Raw genomic sequence first — 19,719 nt, forward strand, 5'->3', positions numbered from 1 at the left:
TTGGACCGGCTGGATTTCGGCGGAAACGGCGAAGCTGGCGGCGAGGTAACGCCCGCGGCAGTATCCGGGGATCAACTGTTCCCGCTGTCGCCGGCGCAGCTCGGAATCTGGTATGCCCAGCACCTGGACCCCCAGGTGCCGATCACGATCGCCCAGTACGTCGACCTGGACGGTGACGTCGACGTCGAGGTGCTCTCGCGCGCCAGCCTGGATGCGTCCCACGAGCTGGGCTCCGGTTTCGTGCGCATCGTCGAACGCGACGGCGAGCCGCTGCAGTACGTCGACCACACCCTCGGCGACACCGACGGCGTCGAGCACATCGATCTGCGCGATGCCGCCGATCCGGAAGCGGCCGCGCACGAGTGGATGCGCGCCGACTACGGCCGCCCGCTGAACATCATCACCGACCGCCTGGTCCGCTCGGCCGCGCTGCAGCTCAGCGACGACCGCTGGTTCTGGTACTCGCGTGCCCATCACATCGTGCTCGACGGCTTCGGCGCGGTGAACCAGGTCAACCGGATCGCCGAGCGCTACACCGCCTATCGCAACGGCGTCGAGCCCGCCGCGTTGAAGGCCTCCGACCTGCGCGACCTGGTCGAATCCGAATTCGCCTACCGCGACAGCACCCGCTTCGAGAGCGACAAGCAGTACTGGGCCGAGCGGGTGGCCGGTCTGGAGGAGGGCACCAGCCTCACCGGCCGCAATGCCGCCCCGGCCCCGCTGAACGACGTGGTCGGCGCCGCTCTGTCCGACGATCGCAACGACCTGCTCGCCGAAGCCGTTCGTCGCCACGACTCCTCGCCGGCCGCCCTGCTGATCGCGGGTTTCGCCGCCTATCTGGCGCAGTGGACCGACGCCGAGGACGTCATTCTGAGCCTTCCGGTCACCGCGCGCACCACCGCGGTGATGCGGCGTTCCGGTGGTGCCACCTCGAACATCGTCCCGCTGCGCCTGCGCGTCGGCCACGACACCACCGTCACCGACCTGCTGAAGTCGGTGCAGGTGGAGGTGTCGGGTGCGCTGCGTCACCAGCGGTACCGGCACGAGGACATTCGCCGTGACAGCGCCGCCGCCGGCCGGGAATCGGGCAGCGGCGACGGAGTGGTGACCAAGGAGTTCTTCGGGCCCTGGGTCAACATCATGTTGTTCCAGGACGAGTTGGTACTCGGCAGCACGCCGGGCCGCTTGCATGTGCTCTCCACCGGTTCCATCGAGGATCTCGGCGTCAACTTCTATCAGACCGAGGGCGGCGCGCGGTCCCGGATCGACTTCGAGACCAACCCGAACCTCTACACCGAAGACGAAGCGCGCCACCATCATTCGCGCTTCCTCGAATTCTTCGACCGGTTCCTGCAGGCGGATGCGCAGGAGCGGCTGTGGGGTCTGCCGATCACCACGGCCGTCGAGCGGGACGAAACCGTCACCGGCTGGAACCGCTCCGTCCACGAGGTGCCGACCACCACGCTGCCGGCCCTGCTGGACGCCGCGATCGCGCGCACGCCCGACCGGACCGCCATCGACTTCCAGGGGCAGACGCTGACCTACGCCGAATTCGGCGCCCGGGTCAACCGCCTGGCGCGGACCCTGATCGCCGACGGTGTGGGCCCGGAATCGCTGGTGGCACTGGGCATGCGGCGTTCGCTGGATCTGGTCGTCGGCATGCACGCGGTGCTGAAGGCCGGTGGCGCGTACGTGCCGATCGATCCGGATCATCCGGCCGAGCGCACCGCCTATATCCTCGACAGCGCGGGCCCGGTGTGCGTGCTGACCAGTTCCACCGACGAGGTGGACCTGCCGGATTCGGTGCGGCAGGTGCAGATCGACACGCTCGACACCACCGGTGTGTCCGATGCGCCGATCACCGACGCCGACCGGCTCGCGCCGCTGCGCGCGGACAACACCGCCTACGTCATCTACACCTCCGGTTCGACCGGCCGGCCCAAGGGCGTCGCGGTCACCCACCACGCCATCGTCAATCAGCAGCTGTGGATGCTGCACGAATACGGCCTGACCGAGGCCGACGTCTATCTGCAGAAGACCGCCACCACCTTCGACGTCTCGCTGTGGGGCTACTTCCTGCCGCTGATGGTCGGCGCGAAACTGGTGGTCGCCGATCCGGACGGGCATCGCGATCCGGTCTACGTCGCGCAGATGATCGAGCGGCACGCGGTGACCGTCACCGACTTCGTGCCGTCGATGCTGACGGTCTTCGCCTCGCACGCCAGCGCGGGTCGATGTGATTCGCTGCGTGCGGTTTTCGTCATCGGTGAGGCGCTGCCGCCGGAGACCGCCGCGATGTTCCGGGCGATCAACCCGGACGCCGGCCTGCACAACCTCTACGGCCCCACCGAGGCTGCGGTCTCGGTGACCTACTGGGAGGCCACCGCCGCCGACGCCACCACGGTCCCGATCGGTATCCCGGAATGGAATGTCGATGTCTACGTGCTGGATTCGCGGTTGCGTCCGGCCGCGATCGGCGCCCCGGGTGAGCTGTATCTGGGTGGACGGCAGCTGGCCCGCGGCTACCGCGGCCGGCCCGATCTGACCTCGGATCGGTTCGTCGCCAATCCCTTCTCGAGCACCGGCGAGCGCATGTACCGCACCGGTGACCTGGTGCGCTGGGGCCGGCAGGCCGACGGGACCGGCGTGCTGGAGTACATCGGCCGTACCGACTTCCAGGTCAAGTTCCGCGGCCAGCGCATCGAGCTCGGCGAGATCGAAACCGATCTGCTCGCCCATCCGGCGGTCAGCCAGGCCGTCGTCCTGGTGGTCGACACCGCGACCGGTCAGCAGCTGGTCGCGTATGTCGTTCCGGCGCCGGGATATTCGATCGATTCGGCGGATCTCACCCGGTTCGTGGCCGAGAAGCTGCCCAGCTACATGGTGCCCGCCGCGATCATGGTGCTGGACGCGTTCCCGCTCAACACCTCCGGCAAGCTGGATCGCAAAGCGCTGCCCGAACCCGTGTTCAGCGCCGATGCGACCGGTTACCGCGCCCCCCGCACGCAGGCCGAGGAGATCGTCGCCGGCGTCTTCGCCGACGTACTGAGCCAGCCCCGGGTCGGCGTGGACGACAACTTCTTCGACCTCGGCGGCAACTCGCTGGTGGCGACCCAGGTCGTCGCGCGCATCTCCGCCGCCTTCGGCGTGCAGCTGGGTGTGCGCGCGCTGTTCGAGACGCCCACCGTGGCGGGTATCGCGGCCCGGGCCGACGCCGCGGCCGAACACGGCGCCGACGGCGAATTCGCGGCGCGTCCGCCGCTGGTCGCGCAGCATCGCCCGGACCGGGTTCCGCTGTCGCTGGCACAGCAGCGGATGTGGTTCATCAACCAGTTCGACCCCGCCGCACCCACCTACAACCTGCCCTTCGTGGTCCGGCTGAGCGGCACCGTCGACATCGACGCGCTGCAGACCGCGCTGCGCGACGTGGTGGAGCGGCAGGAATCGCTGCGCACCATCTTCCCCGAGTCCGGCGCCGGCGGCTATCAGTTCGTTATTCCGGCCGAACAGGTCGACCTGGGTATCGAGGTGGAGCCGATCGACGCGGCGGATCTGCACGATGCGCTGGCGGCCTTCGCGTCCGCCGGATTCGATGTGTCTCGGGAACTGCCGATCCGGGTGCGGATATTCGAGATCTCCGCCGGCCGCGACAACGGAACGCGGGACTTCGCGGTCGCTTTCGTCGTTCACCACATCGCCGCGGACGGATTCTCCTTCGGTCCCCTGGCTCGCGACGTCGCGGCCGCATATCTGGCGCGTGCGGCCGGTTCGGCCCCCGCCTGGTCACCGCTTCCGGTCCAGTACCAGGACTACAGCCTCTGGCAGCGGGAACTGCTCGGTTCGGAGGCCGATCCGGATTCCATCGCCGCCCGCGAAATCGGGTATTGGCAAGAAGCTTTGGCCGGTCTGCCGGATCAGCTGGAATTGCCCGCCGATCGCCCGCGGCCGCCGGTGCAGAGCTTCCGCGGCCGCCGGGTCGATTTCGCCATCGACGCCGAATTGCATGGGCAATTGGTCGAACTGGCGCGTGCCCACGGCGTCAGCTTGTTCATGGTCATGCACGCCTCGTTGGCCGTTCTGCTGGCCCGGTTGTCGGGTACCAGCGATATCGCTGTCGGCACGCCGGTCGCCGGTCGCGGTGAACAGGCGCTCGACGACCTGATCGGCATGTTCGTCAACACGCTGGTGCTGCGTTCCGAGGTCGAGGGCAGCATCGCGTTCAGCGAATTCCTGGCGCAGACCCGGGAAGTCGACCTCGCCGGATTCGCGCACGTCAACGTGCCGTTCGAACGACTGGTCGAGGTGCTGAACCCGACCCGCTCGCAGGCGCGGCATCCGTTGTTCCAGGTGATGCTGTCGTTCCAGGAGATGTCGCACGCCACGTTGGAACTGCCCGGATTGTCGGTGACCGCCGACGAACTGGACGTCGACATCGCCAAATTCGACCTGCAGTGGACCATCACCGAGGAGCGTTCCGGCTCCGGTGCGCCCGCCGGGATGGTTGCGGAGGTCTCCTACGCCACCGATCTGTTCGACGCGCCGACCGTCGCCGAATTCACCGAACGCTATCTGCGGATCCTGAAATCTGTTGCCGCGCACCCGGATACGGCGGTGCGTGAGATCGATCTGCTCGACGATGCCGAACGGGTCACGGTGCTCTCGGGCTGGAACGAGACCGCGCACGGAGTTTCGGCTCCGACGGTGCTGGATCTGTTCGCCGAGCAGGTTCGGCAGCGGCCCGACGAGCTCGCCGTGCTGTTCGACGGCGGCATGCGGGAGGACGGCGGGGAGCAGATCGAGCTCACCTACGCCGAATTCGACGCGCGCGTCAATCGTTTGGCTCGCAAGCTGATCGACCTCGGCGTGGGACCGGAGTCGCTGGTCGGCGTCGGTATCCGGCGTTCGGTGGATATGCTCGTCGCGATCTACGCGGTGATGACCGCCGGTGGTGGGTATGTGCCCCTGGACCCCGACCATCCGGCCGAGCGCACCGACTACGTGCTGGCCTCCTCGGGCCCGGTCTGCCTGCTGACGACCACCGACGACGGGGTCGCCGCGAGCGACATCCCGGTGATCGCGGTCGACACCGTCGACCTGGACGACTATCCGCCGACCCCGGTCGGCGATGCCGATCGACTCGCCCCGCTGCGGGCGAGCAATACCGCATACGTGCTCTACACCTCCGGCTCCACCGGCCGTCCGAAGGGTGTCGCGGTCGCACATGCCGCCGTGGTGAACCAGATCGCCTGGATCACCGCGCAATACCGCATGGGGCCGGCCGATGTGGTGCTGCAGAAGACCCCGGTGACCTTCGACGTGTCGGTCTGGGAGTTGTTCGGCACGCTGGCGGTCGGTGCGAAGATGCTCATCGCGGCACCGGACGGGCATCGCGATCCGGTGTATCTGTCGGAGATCATCGGTCGTCATCGGGTCACCATGACGTCGTTCGTGCCGTCGATGCTGTCGGTCTTCGTCGGTGCCGCGGTTCCGGCCGAATGTGCCTCGCTGCGTGCCGTTCTCGTCGCCGGAGAGGCGCTGCCGCCGGCGACGGTGACCGCGTTCCGGCAGTTCTCCACCGCCGCGCTGCACAACCTGTACGGCCCGACCGAATTCACCGTGCACGCGACCGCATGGCACCTGGACACCGTCGCCCCCGCCACGGTGCCCATCGGCCGCCCGGTGTGGAACACGCGCGCCTACGTACTCGACCAGGGTCTGTCTCCCGTTCCGGTCGGGGTGCCCGGTGAGCTGTACCTCGGCGGGGTGCAGGTCGCGCGCGGCTATCACGGCCGCCCCGACCTGACCGCCGATCGATTCGTAGCCGACCCGTTCGGCCCGCCCGGATCACGGCTGTACCGCACCGGTGACCTGGTCCGCTGGACCGAACCGGACGCACCCGAGGTCGGCCGCGCGGGCGTGCTGGAATACATCGGCCGCACCGACTTCCAGGTGAAGTTCCGCGGTCAGCGCATCGAACTCGGGGAGATCGAGGCCGCGCTCACCGAGCATCCGGCGGTCAACCAGGCCGTGGTTCTCGTTCTGGACACCGTCGCCGGTGATCAGCTCGTCGGTTACGCGGTCACCCCGGCCGGGCCGGTCGACATCGACAACATCAAGGCGTCGCTGCACCGGCGGCTGCCGGCGTACATGGTGCCCTCGGCGATCGTGGTGCTCGACGCGCTGCCGCTGAACCCGTCCGGCAAGCTGGACCGCAAAGCGTTGCCCGCGCCGGTTTTCGAGGTGCGCGAATTCCGCACTCCGGCAACGCCGATCGAGGAGATCGTCGCCCAGACCTTCGGCGAGGTTCTGGGCGTGGCCCGGGTGGGCGCGGACGACGACTTCTTCGACCTCGGCGGCAATTCGCTGATCGCCACCCAGGTGGCCTCGCGCTTGGGCAACGCGCTCGACACCCGCGTCCCGTTGCGCATGCTGTTCGAGGCGAGCACCGTGGCCGCGCTGGCCGCGCGAGTGGAATCGCATGCGGGCGACGGTGCGCGCAAGTCGCTGGTGGCACGGGAGCGCCCCGAACAGGTGCCGTTGTCGCTCGCACAGCAGCGGCTGTGGTTCCTCAACCGCTACGACACCTCCTCGGCGGTCAACAACATCCCGGTCGCCATGCGGCTGTCGGGTGAACTGGACGTGGCCGCGCTGCAGGTCGCGGTCATCGACGTGATCGACCGCCACGAATCGCTGCGCACGGTGTTCCCGGAGACCGGCAGTGCGCCGGTGCAGGTGGTGCTCGACGCCGCGCAGATCGTGCCGGACCTGACCCCGGTGCCGGTGACCGAGCACAATCTCATCGACCACCTGGTCGAACTGGCCTCCATGTCGTTCGACGTGACCAACGAAGTGCCGTTGCACGCCCGGCTCTTCGAGATCAGCGAGACCGAGTACGTGCTCGGCATGGTGGTGCACCACATCTCCGCCGACGGCTGGTCGATGCATCCGCTGGCCCGCGACGTGATGGTCGCCTACGCCGCGCGCACCAACTGGGAGCAGCCGGCCTGGACCGAACTGCCGGTGCAGTACGCCGACTACGCGCTGTGGCAGCGCGAGGTGCTGGGTTCCGAGGACGATCCGAACTCGTTGATCTCCAACCAGATTCGGTACTGGACCCGCGAACTCGCCGATCTGCCCGACGAACTGGTGCTGCCCGCCGACCGGCCGCGCCCGGCGGTCGCGACGTATCGCGGTGGCACCTATTCGTTCGTCATCTCGCCGGAAACCCAGCGGCGACTGGCCGACCTCGGCCGCAGGTACAACGCCTCGCCGTTCATGGTGGTGCACGGCGCGCTGGCGATCCTGCTGGCGCGGCTGTCGGGTACCTCCGATATCGCGATCGGCACCCCGGTCGCCGGTCGCGGTGAGGCCGCGCTCGACGATCTGATCGGCATGTTCGTCAACACGCTGGTGTTGCGCACGAACGTCGACGGCGCAATGACCTTCGCCGAACTGCTGGCCCAGGCCCGCAATACCGATCTGCAGGCCTTCGCCCATGCCGACGTGCCGTTCGAGCGGCTGGTCGAGGTGCTCAACCCGGCCCGTTCGCAGGCCCGGCATCCGCTGTTCCAGGTGATGCTGGCCTTCCAGAACATCCGCCACGCCAGCCTGGAGCTGCCCGGCCTGTCGGTCAACGGCATCGACTACGACGCCCGGCTGGCGAAATTCGACCTGCAGCTCACCCTGCAGGAGGCGCCGGACGCCGAAGGGGCGGCGGCGGGTATGTCCGCCGAGTTCTCCTATGCGCTCGACCTTTTCGACGAGCCGACGATCGCCGGATTCGCCAAGCGCCTGGACCGGGTGCTGGCCGCGGTGGTGGCCGATCCGGACCGCCCCATCGGTGACATCGCGCTGATCGACGCGCTCGAGGCCGATCGGGAACTGCGCGAGTGGAACTACACCTCGCGCGAGATCGGTTCCGCGACACTGCTTCCCGAGCTGTTCGCCGAGGCCGCCCGCACCCACGCGGAGGCGGTCGCGGTGGTGGACCGCGAGGCCGGTGAAACCCTGACCTACGCCGAATTCGGGGCCCGCGTGCGCCGGTTGGCGCGGCGGTTGGTCGAGGCGGGCGTGGGCCCCGAGGCGCGGGTGGCGCTGGGACTGCGGCGTTCGACGGACCTGGTGGTCGCCATGTACGCGGTGCTCGAGGCCGGTGGCGGCTATGTGCCGCTGGACCTGGATCAGCCCGCCGACCGCATCGGCTACGTCCTCGACACCGCCGAACCGGTCTGCGTATTGACCACCTCGGCGAACGCGGCCGACGTCGAGGCCGGTGACCGTACGGTCCTGTGCCTGGACGAGCTCGACCTCGCGGCCTACTCCGACGAGCCGCTGACCGATGCGGACCGTCTCGCCCCGCTGCGTCCGTCGAATCCGGCGTACACGATCTTCACCTCCGGCTCGACCGGCCGCCCGAAGGGCGTGACCGTCCCGCATTCCGCGGTGGTGAACCAGATCCGCTGGATCACCGGCGAATACGGCATCGGCGCCGACGATGTGGTGCTGTTCAAGACGCCCGCCACCTTCGACGTCTCGGTGTGGGAGTTGTTCGCCCCGCTGTCGGTCGGTGGCCGGATGGTCGTGGCCACCCCCGACGGGCATCGCGATCCGCGCTATCTCGCCGATGTGATCGCCGCCGAACAGGTCACCATGACCTCGTTCGTGCCCTCGATGCTCACCGTCTTCTCCGGTGCGGTCGACAGTTCCGCGCTGGCGTCGCTGCGGGCGTTGTTCGTCGCCGGTGAGGCCTTCACCTCCGATGCCGTCGAGGCGTTCCGCCGGGTCGGCACGGCACAGCTGTACAACCTGTACGGCCCCACCGAATTCACCGTGCACGCCACCCACGCCGGGGTGGCCGACGGCGTCCGCGGCGCGGTGCCGATCGGTTTGCCGGTGTGGAACGCGCAGGCCTACGTGCTGGACGCGCGACTGCATCCGGTGCCGCCGGGTGTCGCGGGTGAGCTGTATCTGGCCGGCGATCAGCTGGCCCGCGGTTATCTCGGCCGTGCCGACCTGACCGCCGACCGCTTCGTCGCGAATCCGTTCGCCGACTACGGCTCCCGGATGTACCGCACCGGTGACCTGGTGCGCCGCGGCGCCGACGGCGCGATCGTGTACCTGGGCCGCACCGACTTCCAGGTGAAGGTGCGCGGTCTGCGCATCGAGCTCGGGGAGATCGAATCCGCCCTCGTCGCACACGAATCCGTGGCCCAGGCGGTCGCGGTGGTGCGTTCGGACGCGCGCCTGGGCGATCAGCTCGTCGCCTACGTGGTGCCGGCCGGCGGCGTGGTGGACCTCGAGGTGCTGCGCGCACATCTGGCGCAGTTGCTGCCGTCGTACATGATTCCGTCCGCGATCGTCACGCTCGACGCGATGCCGCTGAACCCGAACGGCAAATTGGACCGGCGCGCGCTGCCGGAGCCGGTGTTCGCGGCCCGCGAATTCCGGGCGCCGTCCACGCCGGTCGAGGAGATCGTCGCGGCGACCTTCGCCGACGTACTCGGCCTGGACACCAGCGAGCGTCCGGTCGGTGTGGACGACGACTTCTTCGATCTGGGCGGCAACTCGCTGATCGCCACCCAGGTGGTGGCGCGGCTGAGCGCCGCGCTGAACGCCGAGGTCGGTGTGCGCACGGTCTTCGAGGCGCCCACGGTGGCCGGCTTGGCCGCGCGCGTCGAATCCCAGGTGGGATCCGGTGTGCGCCAGGCGCTGACGCCTCGCACGCGCCCGGAATTCCCGCCGCTGTCGCTGGCACAGCAGCGGATGTGGTTCCTCAACCGCTTCGACACCGATTCGGCGACCAACAACATCCCGGCCGCCGTGCGGCTGACCGGCGAACTCGATATCGACGCGCTGCGTACCGCGATCGCGGACGTGGTGGCCCGGCACGAATCGCTGCGCACGATCTACCCCTCCCACGAGGGCCTGGCCTACCAGCAGATCCTGCCCTCGACCCGCGCCGTGCCCGACCTCGACGTGGTCGATACGACCGAGGCGGATCTGCTCGACGCGCTGACCGAATTCGTCGGCCGCGGTTTCGACGTGACCGCGGTGCCGCCGACCCGGTTGCGGCTGTACCGCCTCGGCGAGGCCGATCATGTGCTGGTCGTGGTGGTCCACCACATCGCCACCGACGGCTTCTCGATGACGCCGCTGGTGCGCGATCTGATGACCGCCTACCTGGCCCGCACCGCGGGATCGGAGCCCGGCTGGGCGCCGCTGCCCGTGCAGTACGCGGATTACGCGCTGTGGCAACGGGAATCGCTCGGCTCGGAGGACGATCCGCGGTCGGTCATCTCCGAACAACTCGGTTACTGGCACAACGCGCTCAACGGCCTGCCCGACGAATTGCGGCTGTCGACCCGCCCGCGGCCGGCCGTGGCCACCTACGAGGCCGGGACCTACCGCTTCCGGGTGCCGGGTGAGCTCGTCGACGGGCTGAGCCGGGTCGCCCAGGGACAGCAGAGCACGCTGTTCATGGTGGTGCACGGCGCCTTCGCCGCGTTGCTGGCGCGGTTGAGCGGCACCGACGACATCGCTGTCGGTATTCCGGTCGCCGGTCGCGGTGAGCGAGCCCTCGACGACCTGGTCGGCATGTTCGTCAACACCCTGGTCCTGCGCGCTCAGGTCGACCCGGGCGCGCGGTTCACCGAACTGCTGGCCCAGGTCCGCGAGCGCGACCTGTCGGCCTTCGCCCACGCCGACGTGCCGTTCGAGCGCCTGGTCGAGGTGCTCAACCCGGCCCGTTCGCAGGCCCGGCACCCGCTGTTCCAGGTGATGCTGTCCTTCCAGAACCTCGGCCGCACCGCCCTGGAACTGCCCGGGCTGACGGTCGCCGAACTCGGAATCGACGCGCAGACGGCGAAATTCGACCTGCAGCTGACGTTGAGCGAGGGGCCGGCCGGCGCCGGGGCCGCCGGCGGTACCGGTGCGGACGCCGCGATGGACGCCGAGCTGGTCTTCGCGACCGATCTGTTCGACGAGGCGTTCGCCGAATCGCTCGCCCGTCGCTTCCTGCGCGTGCTGCAGGCCGTGGCCGCCGATCCGTCGGTCGCCGTGGGCGCCCTGCCGATTCTCGACGCCACCGAACACGCTCTGGTGCTGCGGCATTGGAACGACACCGAATTCCCCATCGACGCCGCCCTGCCGACGGTGTCCGACGATGCCGCCGCGACGCTGGTCTCGCTGTTCGAGGCCCAGGTCGCGCGCACCCCGGACGCGACCGCGGTGATCTTCGAGGGGACGAGTCTGTCCTACGCCGAGTTCGCCGCCCGCGTGCGCCGGCTCGCCCGCTGGCTCGTCGACCAGGGGGTCGGACCCGAGTCGCTGGTCGCCCTCGGTATGCGACGATCGATCGATCTGGTGGTCGGCATGTACGCCGTGGCCGCCGCCGGTGGCGCCTACGTGCCGCTGGATCCGGATCATCCGGCCGAGCGCACCGACTACATCCTCGACACCGCCCGCCCGGTCTGCGTCTTGACCTCGGGTGCCGGTCTGCGCGAAAACGTCTCCACCGCAAGCGATATCGCGCCCGAGGTGCGTATCGACCGGCTCGAGCTGTCCGGATATTCGGACGCGCCGCTCACCGATGCCGACCGGACCGCGCCGCTGCGTCCGGGCAATACCGCCTACGTGATCTTCACCTCCGGTTCCACCGGCCGCCCGAAGGGCGTGGCCGTTCCGCACACCGCGATCGTGAACCGCCTGGTGTGGATGCACGCCCAGTACGGCCTGGCCGCCGACGATGTGGTGCTGCAGAAGACCCCGGCCACCTTCGACGTGTCGGTGTGGGAGTTCTTCTGGCCCTTGCAGGTCGGCGCGCGCCTGGTGGTGGCCCGGCCGGACGGCCACCGCGATCCGGCCTATCTCGCCGAGGTCATCGTGCGCGAGGGCGTGACGGTCACCCACTTCGTGCCGTCGATGCTCGCGGTCTTCGTCGCCGAGCCGGCCGCGGCCGGATGCACCGGTCTGCGCAACGTCTTCGCCTCGGGTGAGGCGCTGCCCGGCACCACCGCGCAGCAGTTGCGCCGCCTGACCGGCGCTCGCCTGCACAATCTCTACGGCCCGACCGAAGCCGCGGTCGACGTCACCTATCACGAGGTCGTCGCCGCGGACGTGGCGTCGGTGCCGATCGGTGCGCCGGTGTTCAACACCCAGGTCTACGTGCTGGACGCGCGGCTGCAGCCGGTTCCGGTGGGTGTCGCGGGTGAGCTGTATCTCGCGGGCGCCCAGCTGGCGCGCGGATATGTGGCCCGGCCGGATCTGTCCGCGGACCGCTTCGTGGCCAATCCCTTCGGCGGCGGTGCGCGCATGTACCGCACCGGCGACCTGGTGGTCTGGACCGAGGCCGGTGAGCTCGAGTATCTGGGCCGCACCGACTTCCAGGTGAAGGTGCGCGGTCTGCGCATCGAGCTGGGTGAGATCGAATCCGCGCTGACCGCCGTCGCATCGGTGGGTCAGGCCGTGGTGGTGGTGCGCTCCGAGGATCGCACGGGCGACCAGCTGGTCGCCTACCTGATCGCCGCGCCGGGCGCCGAGATCGCGGTGGACGACGTGAAATCCGCACTGGCCGAACAACTTCCGGCGTACATGGTGCCGGCGGCCTTCGTGGTGCTCGACAGCTTCCCGCTCAACGCCTCCGGCAAGTTGGATCGCAAGGCGCTGCCGGCGCCGACGTTCGCGGCCAAGGTGTTCCGCGCGCCCAGCACCTCGGTGGAACAGTCCGTCGCCGATGTGATCGCCGAGATTCTCGGCCTGGACCGGGTGGGCCTGGACGACGACTTCTTCGAACTGGGCGGCAACTCGCTGCTCGCCACCCAGGTCGCGGCCCGGCTGGGCGCGGCGCTCGACACCGAGGTCGGGGTCCGCACCCTGTTCGAGGCCTCCACGGTGGCGGCCCTGGCCGCGCGCCTGGAAACCCAAGCGGGACAGGGCGGGCGGCTCGCGCTGACCGCGCAGCCGCGGCCCGAGCCCGTCGCGCTGCCGGACGGTGAGACCGCGCAGCTGGTGCCGCTCTCCCCGGCCCAGCAGCGGATGTGGTTCCTCAACCGGTTCGACAACCGCACCGCGGTGAACAACATCCCGGTCGCGATCCGGCTGACCGGCGCGCTGGACCGCGAGGCCTTCGCCGCGGCCGTGCGTGACGTGGTCGCGCGGCACGAATCGCTGCGCACCGTGTACCCGGAGGTGGCCGGTGACGGTTACCAGCGGGTGCTGTCCGCGCACGCCGCCGGTGTCGAACTCGCCGTCGAATCGGTGGACGCCGGCGAATTGCCCTCGCGCGTGGCGGAATTGGTCAACGTCTTCTTCGACGTGACCGCCGAGGTCCCGTTCCGGGCCACCCTGCTCGAGCTCGGCCCGCGCGACCACGTGGTCGTGCTGGTCATGCACCACATCGCCGGGGACGGCTTCTCGCTGCGCCCGCTGCTGCGCGATGTGGTCGCCGCCTACTCCGAGCGCTCGCGCGGCGAGGCCCCGCAGTGGGCGCCGCTGCCGGTGCAGTACGCCGACTACGCGCTGTGGCAGCGCGAGGTGCTCGGCGCCGAGGACGATCCGGAATCGGTCGCCGCCCGCCAGATCGCCTACTGGTCCGAGCAATTGCGCGATCTGCCCGAGCAGATCGAACTGCCGGCCGATCGTCCGCGCCCGGAGATCGCCACCAATGCCGGTGCGACACACGAGTTCTCGATCGACGCCGATCTGCACGCGCGGCTCACCGACTACGCGCGCGCCCACGGCGTGACGCTGTTCATGCTGATGCACGCGGCCCTGGCCACCTGGGCGGCGCGGTTGTCGGGCAGTACCGACATCGCCATCGGCACGCCGATCGCGGGCCGCGGTGAACGCGCGCTCGACGATCTGATCGGCATGTTCGTCAACACGTTGGTGCTGCGCACTCCGGTGCGCCCGGACGCGACGTTCGCCGAACTGCTCACCGAGGTGCGCCGGACCGACCTGGCGGCCTTCGCCAACGCCGACGTGCCGTTCGAGCGGCTGGTCGACGTGCTCAGCCCGGTGCGTTCCCAGGCGCATCACCCGCTGTTCCAGGTGGCGTTGACCTTCGAGGCCACCGGACAGCGCGACGCCACCACGGTCGCCCTGCCCGGCCTGGATCTCGCGGTCGTCGACGCCGATCCGGGAATGGCGAAATTCGATATCCAGCTGACCGTCGGCGACGCCGCCGACGGCGCCGGGCTGGCGCTGTCGTGGAACTACGCCACCGATCTGTTCGATCCCGAGACCGTCGCCGCTTTCTCCGACCGCCTGCTGCGGATCCTGCGCAGCGTCACCGAGGGCAGCTCCACCGCGGACAGTGTCACCGAGACCGCCGCCGCCACGGTGGTGGGCGATATCGATCTACTCGGCGAGGGCGAACGGCTGGACGTCTCGCAGCGCTGGGTCTCGGCGGGTGCGGACGGCGGCACCGGACGGTTCGCGGACCGGGCCGTGACGCTGTCGGATCTGTTCGACGCCGCGGTCGCCGAGCACGGCGACCGGGTGGCGGCGAAGTTCGGCGCCGATCAGCTCACCTACGAGGAGCTGGATCGGCGCGCGAACCAGTTGGCGCGCAGGCTGATCGCCGACGGCGCCGGCCCCGAGACATTGGTCGCGGTGGTGCTGCCGCGTTCGCTGGATCTGGTCGTGGCTCTGCTGGCGGTCGTGAAATCCGGCGCGGGTTATGTGCCGATCGATCCGAGCTATCCGGCCGAACGCATCGCCTACGTGCTCGCGGATTCGCGTCCGGCCGGGGTGATCGTGGACGGCAGCACCGAGGTGGAGCTGCCGGCCGGCCTGCCGACCGTCCTGATGGACGGATTCGGCGCGGAGACACCGGAATTGGTGGACGCGGGTGAGGGCCCGATCACCGATGCCGATCGCAACGCCCCGATGTCGGCGAGCAATATCGCCTACGTCATCTACACCTCCGGCTCGACCGGACGCCCCAAGGGCGTGGCGGTCGCGCACCGCAACGTCGTGCGGCTGTTCGCCAATACCGATCGCGAATTCGGCTTCGGCGCCGAGGACGTGTGGACGATGTTCCACTCCTTCGCCTTCGACTTCTCGGTGTGGGAGATCTGGGGCCCGCTGCTGTTCGGCGGCACGCTGGTCGTGGTCGACTACTACACCTCGCGCTCGCCCGAGCAGTTCCTGGAACTGCTGCGCCGCGAACGTGTGACGGTGCTCAACCAGACCCCGTCGGCGTTCTATCAGCTGGCCGAGGCCGATCGCCTGGCCGGTGGGCAGCCGCTGGCCCTGCGCTACGTGGTCTTCGGCGGTGAGGCGCTGGAGCTGCGCCGGCTCGCGGACTGGGTGGCCCGCCACGGCGACACCGCGCCGCGCCTGGTCAACATGTACGGCATCACCGAGACCACGGTGCATGTCTCGCACCGGGTGCTCGACGCCGAAACCATCGCCGCGGCAACGGGTTCGGTGGTCGGCCGGGCCATCGCCGGACTGCGGGTGTACGTCCTCGACGACCGGCTGCATCCGGTTCCGGTCGGCGTCGCCGGCGAGATGTATGTCGCCGGTCCGCAATTGGCGCGCGGCTACCTGGGCCGCCCGGATCTGACCGCCGCCCGCTTCGTCGCCGATCCGCTGGGTGAGCCCGGCACGCTGCTGTACCGCTCCGGTGACGTGGCGCGCTGGAACCGCTTCGGGGAACTGGAATATCTGGGCCGCGCCGACGACCAGGTCAAGGTGCGTGGCTTCCGCATCGAACTCGGCGAGATCGAGGCCGCGGTGCTGGCACAGCCCGGGATCGCGCAGGCCGCCGTCGTCGTGCGCGAGGATCAGCCGGGCGACCAGCGCATCGTCGCCTATGTGGTGCCCCCGGCCGGTCGGACCGAACCGGCGCTGGACGTCGTGCGCGACGGTGCGGCCGAACGGCTGCCCGCGTACATGGTGCCCTCGGCATTCGTGGTGCTGGACCGCATTCCGCTGACCGTCAACGGCAAACTGGACCGCCGCGCCCTGCCCGCCCCCGCGGTGCAGTCGCGCGCCTTCCGCGCCGCGGAGACCCCGGTGCAGGAGATCGTGGCCGCGGTCTTCGCCGAGGTGCTCGACGTGGAACGGGTCGGGCTCGACGACGACTTCTTCGAGCTCGGCGGCAACTCGCTCATCGCCACCCGCGTCGTCTCCCGCGTCGGGGCGGCGCTGGGGACGACGGTGGGTGTGCGCGCGCTGTTCGAGGCCTCGACCGTGGAGTCGCTGGCCGCACGGCTGGAAACCCACACCGGCGGCGAGGCGCGCCCGCGCCTGATCGCGCGCCCGCGCGCCGCCGCGGAACCGGTACCGCTGTCGTTCGCGCAGCAGCGCATGTGGTTCCTGAACCAGTACGACACCTCCTCGGCGGCCTACAACCTGCCGCTGGTGGTCCGGCTGTCCGGTGAACTCGACACGGCCGCACTGGAATTGGCCGTCTTCGACGTGGTGCGCCGGCACGAGTCGCTGCGCACCCGCTATCCGGAGCACGGCGGCACGCCGATGCAGCTGGTGGTGCCGGCCGAGCAGATCGTGCTGGATCTGCGCGCCTACCCGGTCTCGGACGCCGATCTGACCACCGCGGTGACGGATTTCGCCTCCGCGGGATTCGATGTCGCCGAACAGGTTCCGCTGCGCGCCCGGCTGTTCCAGGTGCACAGCGACGAACACGTGCTGGTCGTGGTCGTGCACCATATCGCCGCGGACGGGTTCTCGATGACCCCGCTGGCGCGCGACGTGATGACCGCCTACACCGCCCGCACCCAGGGCAGCGCCCCCGGCTGGGCGCCGCTCGAGGTGCAGTACGCCGATTTCGCGATCTGGCAGCGCGAGGTGCTGGGCTCGGAGGACGATCCGCAGTCGCTGCTGGCCCGCCAGGTCGACTACTGGCAGCGCTCGCTGTCCGGAATTCCGGAAGAGCTGGCCCTGCCCGCCGACCGCCCGCGCCCGGCGATCGCCTCGCTGCGCGGCGCCGAACTGCATCGCACTTTGACGCCGGAACTCATCGGCGCGCTGGAAGGCGTTGCGCGCGAACAGGGTTCGTCGCTGTTCATGGTGATGCACGCGGCCCTGGCGGTGCTGCTGGGACATCTGTCGGGCACCGACGACATCGCCGTCGGCACCCCGATCGCCGGCCGCGGTGAGGCCGCGCTCGACGATCTGGTCGGCATGTTCGTCAACACCCTGGTGTTGCGGACCGGCATCGACCCCGACGAGTCGTTCACCGGACTGCTGGAGCGGGTCCGCCACACCGACCTCGAGGCCTTCGGCAATGCCGACGTGCCGTTCGAGCGGCTGGTGGAACTGCTGGCGCCGGAGCGCTCGCAGGCCCGCAACCCGCTGTTCCAGGTGATGCTGGCCTTCCAGAACCTCGACCGCGCGAGCCTCGAGCTGCCGGGCCTGACCGTGTCCACGGTCGAGCGGGAGGAGAACATCGCCCGCTTCGACCTGCAGTTCACGCTGTCGGAACGGGTCGGCGACGCCGACGGCGCGGCCGCCAACGGCATGGCGTTGAACCTCGTCTACGCCACCGATCTGTTCGACGAGCAGACCGCCTCCGAGATCGCCGATCGCTGGATCCGGGTGCTGCGCGCGGTCGCCACCGATCCGCGCATCGCCGTCGGCGCGGTCGACATCCTCGAGGCCTCCGAGCGCGCCGACCTGCTCGCGCGCACGGGCGGTCCGGCGGTCGCGGCGTCGACCCTGCCGCAGATGCTGGCCGAGGCCGCGACCCGCGACCCGCAGGCTCCCGCGGTGATCGCCGACGGGCGTACCCTCACCTACCGCGAACTCGACGAGCGGTCGAATCGCCTGGCGCGCTTGCTGATCGAGCGCGGGATCGGGACCGAGGACCTGGTCGCGGTGGCCGTACCGCGCTCGGCCGAGAGCTATCTGGCCGAATGGGCGGTGACCAAGTCGGGTGCGGCGTTCGTGCCGATCGACCCCGCGTACCCGGCCGACCGCATCGATCACATGGTCACCGATTCGGGTTCGCCCGTCGGCCTGACCGTGGCCGCGGTGCGCGACGATCTGCCGGAGTCGGTGGACTGGCTGGTTCTCGACGAGATCGAACTCGACGGCTACGACGCCGCCGCGATCACCGACGCCGGCCGGGTCCGCCCGCTGCGCGTCGGCCATCCGGCCTACGTCATCTACACCTCCGGTTCCACCGGCGTGCCCAAGGGCGTGGTGGTCACCCATGCCGGTCTGGCGAACTTCCGCGCCGAGCAGAACGAGCGCTACCGGCTCGACTCCGATTCGCGCGCACTGCATTTCGCCTCACCCAGCTTCGACGCCTCGATCCTGGAATTCCTGCTCGCCGTCGGTGCGGGCGGTGCGCTGGTCGTGGTGCCGCCGGGTACCTACGGCGGCAGCGAACTCGGCGAGCTGATCGCCCGCGAGGGCGTCACCCACGCCCTGATCACCCCGTCGGTGCTGGCCACCCTCGATCCCGCCGATCTGGCCGGGATGCGGGTCGTCATCGCCGGTGGTGAGGCGGTCACCGCCGAACAGGTCGCCAAGTGGTCGGTGACCCCCGACGGGTCGCCGCGCCGGTTCCACAACGCCTACGGTCCGACCGAGGCGACCATCGCCACCAACATCAGCGATCCGCTGGCCGCGGGCGATCCGGTCACCATCGGCGGTCCGATCCGCGGTATGCAGTCGCTGGTCCTCGACGCCCGGTTGCGGCCGGTTCCGGTGGGTGTCGCGGGTGAGCTGTATCTGTCCGGTGTGCAGCTGGCCCGCGGCTATCACGCGCGGGCGAGCCTGACCGCCGAGCGCTTCGTGGCCAACCCCTACGAGCCCGGGCAGCGGATGTACCGCACCGGTGACGTGGTGCGGTGGAACCACACCGGTGAGGTCGAATACGTCGGCCGCTCCGACTTCCAGGTCAAGGTGCGCGGCTTCCGCATCGAACTCGGCGAGATCGACGCGGCGCTCACCGCCCACGACGCCGTGGATTTCGCGGTGACCGTGGGCCACACCCGCGGCGCGGGCGCCACCTCGCTGGTGTCGTATGTCGTCGCGGTCCCGGGTGAGCCGATCGATGTCGCCGATGTGACGGCCCATCTGGAACAGCGGCTGCCCGGCTACATGGTGCCCTCGTCGATCATGGTCATCGACCGGGTGCCGCTGACCCCGGCCGGCAAGCTGGATCGCAAGGCGCTGCCGGAGCCGGAGTTCGCCACCGACACCGCCTTCCGCGCGCCGCGGACGCCGGTCGAGCAGGCCATCGCCGAGGTGTTCGCCGAGGTGCTGGGCATCGAACGCGTCGGCATCGACGATTCGTTCTTCGCACTGGGTGGTGACTCGATCGTCTCCATTCAGCTGGTGTCGCGGGCCAAGGCGCGCGGTGTGGTGTTCAGCCCGCGTGACGTGTTCGAACAGCGCACCGTGTCCGGACTGGCGATGGTCGCCGAATCCGCTGCCGGACAGGGTGATTCGGTGCCCGTGCTGGCCGAGCTGCCGGGTGGCGGTGTCGGCACCATGCCGCTGACTCCGGTGGCCCGGTTCATGGTGGAGCGGTCCGGTTCGTTCGGCCGGTTCCATCAGGCGCTGGCCCTGGAACTGCCGATCGGCATCGACCGGGCCGGATTGCTCGCCACCGTCGCCGCCGTCGTGGACCGCCACGACATGCTGCGGGCGCGGCTGCGCCGGCACGCGGGTGCGGAATGGATCGTGGAGACCGCTGCGCCGGGCACCGTCGATATCGCATCACTGCTCGATCGCACCGAGTTC

At 69.8% G+C, this 19,719-nt stretch carries 1 protein-coding gene (running past one end of the window); it reads left to right on the top strand.

Features of this window, described 5'->3' with window-relative positions:
* A protein-coding gene (locus A5789_RS20670; RefSeq protein WP_064927336.1) for a non-ribosomal peptide synthetase crosses the window boundary here: on the top strand, positions 1-19,719 show its 5' portion. The gene runs 24,249 nt beyond the window's last position; the window shows 19,719 of its 43,968 coding nt (coding positions 1-19,719); the start codon lies at positions 1-3; its stop codon lies off the right edge, out of view.

Source organism: Nocardia sp. 852002-51101_SCH5132738 (assembly GCF_001665695.1).
GTDB lineage: Bacteria > Actinomycetota > Actinomycetes > Mycobacteriales > Mycobacteriaceae > Nocardia > Nocardia nova.